Origin of the sequence: Noviherbaspirillum sp., from assembly GCF_035654295.1 — a bacterium.
Lineage (GTDB): Bacteria > Pseudomonadota > Gammaproteobacteria > Burkholderiales > Burkholderiaceae_D > Noviherbaspirillum.
Window position 1 is genome coordinate 23228 of sequence record NZ_DASRXF010000205.1, and the last position, 6828, is coordinate 30055.

The 6828-nt window shown below is 60.3% G+C and carries 7 protein-coding genes; 5 read left to right on the forward strand and 2 right to left on the reverse strand.

Annotated elements, in window-relative coordinates; genetic code table 11:
* The first annotated feature begins 129 nt into the window (after positions 1–129).
* The 5 genes from VFF99_RS19150 (at position 130) to VFF99_RS19170 (ending at position 4247) form a co-directional block, all read left to right on the forward strand.
* A complete protein-coding gene (locus VFF99_RS19150; protein ID WP_325020522.1) occupies positions 130–855 on the forward strand; it encodes an amino acid ABC transporter permease in 726 nt (241 codons plus the stop codon).
* Positions 855–1541, forward strand: coding sequence for an amino acid ABC transporter permease (locus VFF99_RS19155; protein WP_325020523.1), 687 nt, complete (start codon positions 855–857; stop codon positions 1539–1541). Before VFF99_RS19150 ends, VFF99_RS19155 begins: the two co-directional genes overlap by 1 nt.
* A gap of 10 nt (positions 1542–1551) precedes the next feature.
* A complete protein-coding gene (locus VFF99_RS19160; RefSeq protein WP_325020524.1) occupies positions 1552–2280 on the forward strand; it encodes an amino acid ABC transporter ATP-binding protein in 729 nt (242 codons plus the stop codon).
* Between the two features lie 112 nt (positions 2281–2392).
* The gene (gene pyrC, locus VFF99_RS19165) at positions 2393–3436 is read left to right on the forward strand and encodes a dihydroorotase (protein WP_325020525.1); all 1044 of its coding nucleotides are present in this window, start codon (positions 2393–2395) and stop codon (positions 3434–3436) included.
* A complete protein-coding gene (locus tag VFF99_RS19170) occupies positions 3429–4247 on the forward strand; it encodes a DUF3025 domain-containing protein (protein WP_325020526.1) in 819 nt (272 codons plus the stop codon). The genes pyrC and VFF99_RS19170 overlap by 8 nt, the downstream gene beginning before the upstream one ends.
* Positions 4248–4336: 89 nt before the next feature.
* Here VFF99_RS19170 and VFF99_RS19175 read toward each other — a convergent pair whose 3' ends face one another.
* Both VFF99_RS19175 and VFF99_RS19180 read right to left on the reverse strand, forming a co-directional pair.
* Positions 4337–5323: a porin gene (locus VFF99_RS19175; protein ID WP_325020527.1), complete on the reverse strand. Its 987-nt coding sequence runs from the start codon at positions 5321–5323 to the stop codon at positions 4337–4339.
* Between the two features lie 390 nt (positions 5324–5713).
* Complete coding sequence (locus VFF99_RS19180) at positions 5714–6730, reverse strand: porin (RefSeq protein ID WP_325020528.1); 1017 nt, start codon at positions 6728–6730, stop codon at positions 5714–5716.
* Positions 6731–6828: the final 98 nt, after the last annotated feature.

Here is a 6828-nt window from a genome sequence, read left to right on the forward strand (position 1 = left end):
GCATCAGGTGAGAAGTAGGGCCGGAGGGCGTCAAGCCATTCCGGCTTTTTTTCGGGCCGGGGCCGTGAGCCCCGGTCCTGCGTTGCACGGGCTGCATTTCGCATCCCGTGCAAGCTGGGAGACACAACAATGAATTTGGGGATTTTTTTCGAACAGGTGCCTGACGGCGACGGATCCTGGGCCGAGATGCTCCTCGCCGGGCTCGGATGGACGCTGTCCACCGCGGCGCTGGCGTGGGTCATGGCGTTCATACTCGGATCGATCGTCGGCGTCGCGCGCACCACGGACAAGACCTGGCTGGTCAAACTCGGCAATGCGTATGTCGAGCTGTTCCGTAACATTCCGTTGATCGTGCAGTTCTTCGTCTGGTACTTCGTCGTGCCGGGCCTGATTCCTGCCGTCAAGACATGGGTGACGACGCTCGACCCGACCGACCATCAGTTCGTGACGGCCGTCGTCTGCCTTGGGTTCTTCACTTCCTCGCGTATTGCAGAGCAGGTGCGCTCGGGCATCCAGTCCTTGCCGCGCGGTCAGCGCAATGCCGGTTACGCGCTCGGACTCACGCAGATCCAGACCTACCGCTACGTGCTGCTGCCGATGGCGTACCGCATTATCATTCCGCCACTGACGTCCGAGGTGATGAACCTGATCAAGAACACCGCGGTGGCCTATTCCATCGGCCTGGTCGAGCTCTTCTTCCGTACGCGCGAGATGGGCGAGATGACCTTCCGCTACTTTGAAGCATTTGCCGCAGCAACCCTGATCTATGTCGTCATTGCCATGACCGCGAATCGGGTGATGGCGTTCATCGAACGCAAGGTTGCCGTGCCCGGTTATATCGCAGGAGGTAAATAATGGGTGAACTTGATTTTGACGTCGTCGCCCGGACCTGGCCATACCTGCTGACCGGCCTGCAGTACACGCTGCAGCTGACTGTCGTGGCGGCCGTGGGCGGCACGATCTTCGGCACCCTGCTGGCAATGGCGCGCCTGTCGCACTTCAAGCCGCTGGCCGCGTTTGCCGCCGGTTACGTCAACCTGATGCGTTCGATCCCGCTGCTGCTGGTGATCTTCTGGTTCTACTTCCTGGTCCCGGTCGTGCTGCAGGTCGTGACCGGTTCGGAACGGCCGATCCAGCTCGGCGCCGATCGCTCGGCCTATATCACCTTCATCATGTTCGAAGCAGCCTATTTCTGCGAGATCATGCGGGCCGGTATCCAGAGTATTCCAAAGGGGCAGGTCAACGCCGCCTATGCGCTCGGTCTTAACTATCGGCAGTCGATGCAGCTGGTGATCCTGCCGCAAGCCTTCCGCAACATGCTCCCGATCCTGCTGACGCAGACCATCGTGCTGTTCCAGGACGTCTCGCTGGTATCGCTGCTGAACGTCACCGACTTCGTCGGCGCATCGGTCAAGATCGCTCAGCGCGACAGCCGCGTGGTCGAGATGTACCTGTTCGTCGCCATCGTCTATTTCGCGCTCTGCTTCATGCTTTCGACGCTGGTCAAGCGCCTGCAGAAGCGCATCGCCATCATTCGCTAAGGATAACGAAATGATTGAACTCAAAAATGTCAGCAAATGGTACGGAAGTTTCCAGGTACTGACCGACTGCACAACCAGCGTTGCCAAGGGCGACGTGATGGTCGTCTGCGGCCCGTCCGGCTCCGGCAAGTCCACCCTCATCAAGACCGTCAACGGCCTTGAGCCCTTCCAGAAGGGGGAGATTCTCGTCAACAATGTATCCGTCGGCGATCCGAAGACCGACCTGCCGAAGTTGCGCGCACGCATCGGCATGGTGTTCCAGAACTTCGAACTGTTCCCGCACCTGACCATCCGTCAGAACCTGACGCTGGCGCAGGTCAAGGTGCTCGGCCGCAGCGAGGATGAGGCGACCGAGAAGGGCCTGAAGTACCTCGACCGCGTCGGCCTGCTCGGGCAGAAGGACAAGTTCCCCGGCCAACTGTCCGGCGGCCAGCAGCAGCGCGTCGCGATCGCCCGCGCACTGTCGATGGACCCCATCGCCATGCTGTTCGACGAGCCGACCTCCGCGCTCGACCCGGAAATGATCAACGAAGTGCTCGACGTCATGGTCGGCCTTGCACAGGAAGGCATGACGATGATGGTAGTGACCCACGAAATGGGCTTTGCCAGGAAGGTCGCGAATCGCGTGGTCTTCATGGACAAGGGCTACATCGTGGAAGACTGCACCAAGGACGAGTTCTTCGGCTCGCCGCGTTCCGACCGGGCACGCGACTTCCTGGCTAAGATCATTACGCACTGACGCCAGCTGTCCTCGAAAAAGCCGTTTCCGCCGCCTGGCCGAAACGGCTTTTTTGTGTCGGCCTCGCGCGGTGCCGCGGGTAAAATAGCGGTCATCTCAAGAAAGAACCGCCATGTCTACTCAATCTGCCAGCATCACCATTACCCGCCCCGACGATTGGCACCTCCACCTGCGCGATGGCGCCGCACTGGCAAGCGTCTTGCCCCACAGCGCGCGCCAGTTTGCTCGCGCCATCGTCATGCCGAACCTGAAGCCGCCGGTGACCACGACCGCGCAGGCTGCCGCCTATCGCGATCGCATCCTCGCTGCCCTGCCAGCCGGCATGGATTTCCAGCCGCTGATGACCTTGTATCTGACCGACAACACGCCGCCGGACGAAATCCGGCGCGCGAAAGAGAGCGGTTTTGTTCACGCGGTGAAGCTGTATCCGGCCGGCGCGACGACCAACTCCGACGCCGGCGTGACGCAATTGTCGAAATGCTATAAGACGCTCGAAGTCATGCAGGAAGTCGGCATGCCGTTCCTGGTGCACGGCGAGGTCACCGATCCGGCGGTCGATATTTTCGACCGCGAAGCCGTGTTCATCGACAAGGTCATGCAACCCCTGCGCCATGACATGCCGGCGCTCAAGGTCGTGTTCGAGCACATCACCACCCGGGACGCGGCCCAGTACGTGAGCGAGGCAGAAGGGCCGGTCGCCGCCACGATCACGGCACATCACCTTCTCTACAACCGCAACGAAATCTTCAAGGGCGGGATTCGTCCGCATTATTACTGCCTGCCCGTCCTCAAACGCGAAGAGCATCGTCAGGCGCTGGTCCGTGTGGCGACGTCAGGCAGCTCCCGCTTCTTCCTCGGTACCGACTCTGCACCGCATCCCAAAGGCTTGAAGGAGCATGCCTGCGGCTGTGCCGGCTGCTATACCGCGCTGCATGCGATGGAGTTGTACGCCCAGGCATTCGATGCCGCCGGAGCGCTGGACAAGTTGGAGGCATTCGCAAGCTTCAACGGTCCCGACTTCTATGCTTTGCCGCGCAACACCGGGACGGTAACCCTGCACCGCGAAACGTGGACACTGCCGGCGGAAGTGCCGCTCGGTGACGCGACTGTCGTGCCTCTCAACGGTGGCGAGTCCATTGGCTGGAAACTTGCCTGACCATCCTGCCTCCGCCGAGGCGGCGTCATTCCTCGCGGAGATCGATTGGCGGCGTCCCTGGCTCTCGCGTATCCGGGACACGGCGCAGCCGATTCTGCAGACCGGCAATTGGCGCGAGGCCGTGAACCTGGCAGCACAAACTGCCGGCCTCCGCAATCATCGCGGCGTGCCGGTACGGTTCGTCACGCAATCCAGCCTGCCGGACGGAATGGCGTATGAAGCATTCATCAGTGCCAGCGGAGGCGTGCCGACGCGCGACAATCTCCACGATTTTTTCAACGCGCTTGTCTGGCTCACTTTCCCGAACATCAAGGTTCGGTTGAATGCATTGCAGGCGGCAGAAATTGCACGAGGCCCAGGACAAGATGTGGCGGGCGGCCGCGGCAAAGTACGCGACGCAGCGACTCTCTTCGATGAAAACGCGGCCCTGCTTGTCACACGCGACCCGAGCTTGCTGGAGGCACTACGGTCGCATAGCTGGAGGGAAGCCCTCTTGGAGCGTCGCGACACGTTCTGGCGCGACTGCGATATCTGCTTGTTCGGCCACGCACTGATGGAGAAACTGGCGCGCCCCTACAAGTCGATCACCGCACACGCATGGCCCGTGCTTGCCGATCGCGCATTCTTTGCATTGCCGCCGGCGGGAAGGACTGCATTTCTGGATGCGGCCATATCCACCCAACTTGAAAATGGACTGACCAGCGCGGATTTCACACCCTTGCCCGTGCTTGGCGTGCCCGGCTGGTGGGAGGGGCAGGATGCCAGCTTTTATGCCGACACATCCGTCTTCCGACCAAAACGGCAACGGTAGGAAGCATAAGGACACATAAAGGAAAAGGCACCCGAGGGTGCCTTTTCAATACTGCATTCAAATCGAGGCAGGCTTACACCTGCACTTGATTAGAACTTGTGACGGATACCGACGTTGAAGATGTTCACGTCAGCGCCAACGTCAACGTTGGTGCGAGCGTACGAGGTGTACAGGTCGGTACGCTTGGACAGGCCGTGGGTGTAGCCGATTGCGTACTGGTCAGCATCGGTCAGGTTGCCGCCACGCAGGTCGTTACGAACCCAGGATGCACGGATAACGCCTGCGCCAACCGGAGCGGTCACGCCGAGCAGGTAGTTACGTGCCTTGCTGTCGCCGCCAGCAACTTCGTTCTTGTTGTCAGCGAAACCAGCGTGCAGGGTAGCAACGCCGAAGTTGAACTTACCGCCGAGCAGCAGGGTGCTGTGGTCGGTGTCAGCGCCAGCAGCGGTGACGTTGGTGGTGTGGTAAGCGAACTGAACGTTCAGCGGGCCGTTTGCGTAGCCTGCGCCAACGCCGATCTGGCTGTTGTCGGAGATGCTGCCAGCGGTCTCACCCAGACCGTAGATCACGGAAGCGGACAGGCCACCCATTGCCGGAGCAGCGTAGACGATCGAGTTGCTGACGCGGATCGGATAGCCGGTGGTCAGGTGCGATGCGAACAGACGGGTGGTGTCGCCAGCCAGACCGGTTTCGAACGGGTCGATCGTGTCCAGAGCGATGTGGTACGGGGAGTACTGACGACCAAAGGTCAGCGCGCCGAAGCCGCCCTTCAGACCAACGAAGGCCTGACGGTTGAACAGGGTGTTAGCGGTGCCCAGGGCGCCGGTGTCGATGCTGAAACCGTTTTCCAGTTGGAAGATTGCGGACAGACCGCCGCCCAGGTCTTCCGAACCCTTGAAGCCGATACGGCTGCCGGACCAAATGCCGCTGTTCAGGCCCCAGGTCGCGGAGGTTGCGCTGGTGTCCGTGCGCTGAATACCGACGTCAGCAACACCGTAGATGGAGACGTTGGTTTGAGCGGAAGCTGCGCCTGCGAAGGCGCCCAGAACTGCGAGCGCGAGAAGCGATTTTTTCATTGAATAATCCCCAAAGGTTTATCGAGCTAAGATTTTTTTAGTGCGTTCGACAAGGCCACTAGTGAGAACGTCCCTGCCGAAGGAAGCTTCCTGATCATTTGTTTAACCAAGTAGCTGGTGGATATTTCATCAAATATCGGGACCGACTACAAAGGGAATTTCGGTTTTACACCTGCTTCTTAGGCGTTCTGTGGCGTGTCTGCAACGAAGTGGCGCAAGGGAAATGGTGCTTTTGCCATCATTTGCACCACGTCGGTGCGCTTATTGCCGGAGTTTGCATGGCCGGATTAGTGTTGAATCCTAACGTGGCGGGCCAATAAAAAACGGGCTCGCAAGAGCCCGTTTCATATCTAACTTGACGTACAGCCGGAGGCCGGCTGCGAATCCAGATTAGAACAGGTGGTTCACACCCAGCGAGATGCCGCGCTGGCGGGACAGGCCACCGGTGTTGCCGAGGCCGGCAGCCGGAACGCGCGCTGCGCCGTCATACTTGGCAGTGTCGAAGCCTGCGTACAGGTTGGTGCGCTTGGACAGTGCGTAGGTAGCAGCCAGCATGAAGTTGTCCTTGTCGCCGGTAGCAGCGCCGCTGATCTTGGTCTTGTAGAACGCGCCGGTCACTTCAACTGCCGGGGTGATGGCGTAGTTCAGACCGATCCAGGTCCAGCGGGTCTTGAGGTCAGCTGCGGCGGTTTCGGCTTCCTGGTTGACGTAACCAGCGCTCACGCGTGCCGGGCCGAACTTGTAGCCTGCGCCCACGGTCCAGTAGTCGGTGTCGAGGTCGGTGACAGCATCGGTACGCTGGTTGACTGCAGCGCCAACGCTCAGCGGGCCGGCAGCGTAGGTACCGCCGATGGACTTGGCGGAGCCGCGGCCGGTGTCGCCAGCCACTTCGCCCAGCGCCCATTCAGCACGGACCGTTACAGGACCGAAGGTGCCGATGTACTGGATGTCGTTGTTGTAACGGGTGCCGGCGGACGCACGAACTGCGTCAGCGATGCCGGGATACTTGTAGCCGAACGGATCGTAGGAAGCGATCGTCTTGAACGGAACCGTGTACTGACGGCCGAAGTCCAGGGAGCCCCATGCGCCGCCCAGACCGACAGCTGCGGTACGGTTGAACAGGGTGTTAGCTGCGTCGAGTGCGCCGGTGCCGCTGTTGAAGCCGGACTCCAGCGTGAAGTGCGCGTTCAGGCCACCGCCCAGGTCTTCAACACCTTTGAAGCCGATACGGTTGGAGTTAAAGGTGCCGGTGGAACCCATCGACAGGCGGCTGCCGCCAGCTGCGTCGAAGTTGGTCTGATGACGGACGCCGGCATCAAACGAACCGTAAATGCTTACGCTGGATTGTGCTTGAGCTGCACCTGCGAATGCACCCAGAACTGCCAGTGCGAGAAGCGATTTTTTCATTAACAAATCTCCAAGGGTTGGCGTGCTAAAATTTTTTTGAATTGCCTTCTATTGCACTCAGCAAGGCCACTAGTGGTAACGTCCCTGCCGACACTTCC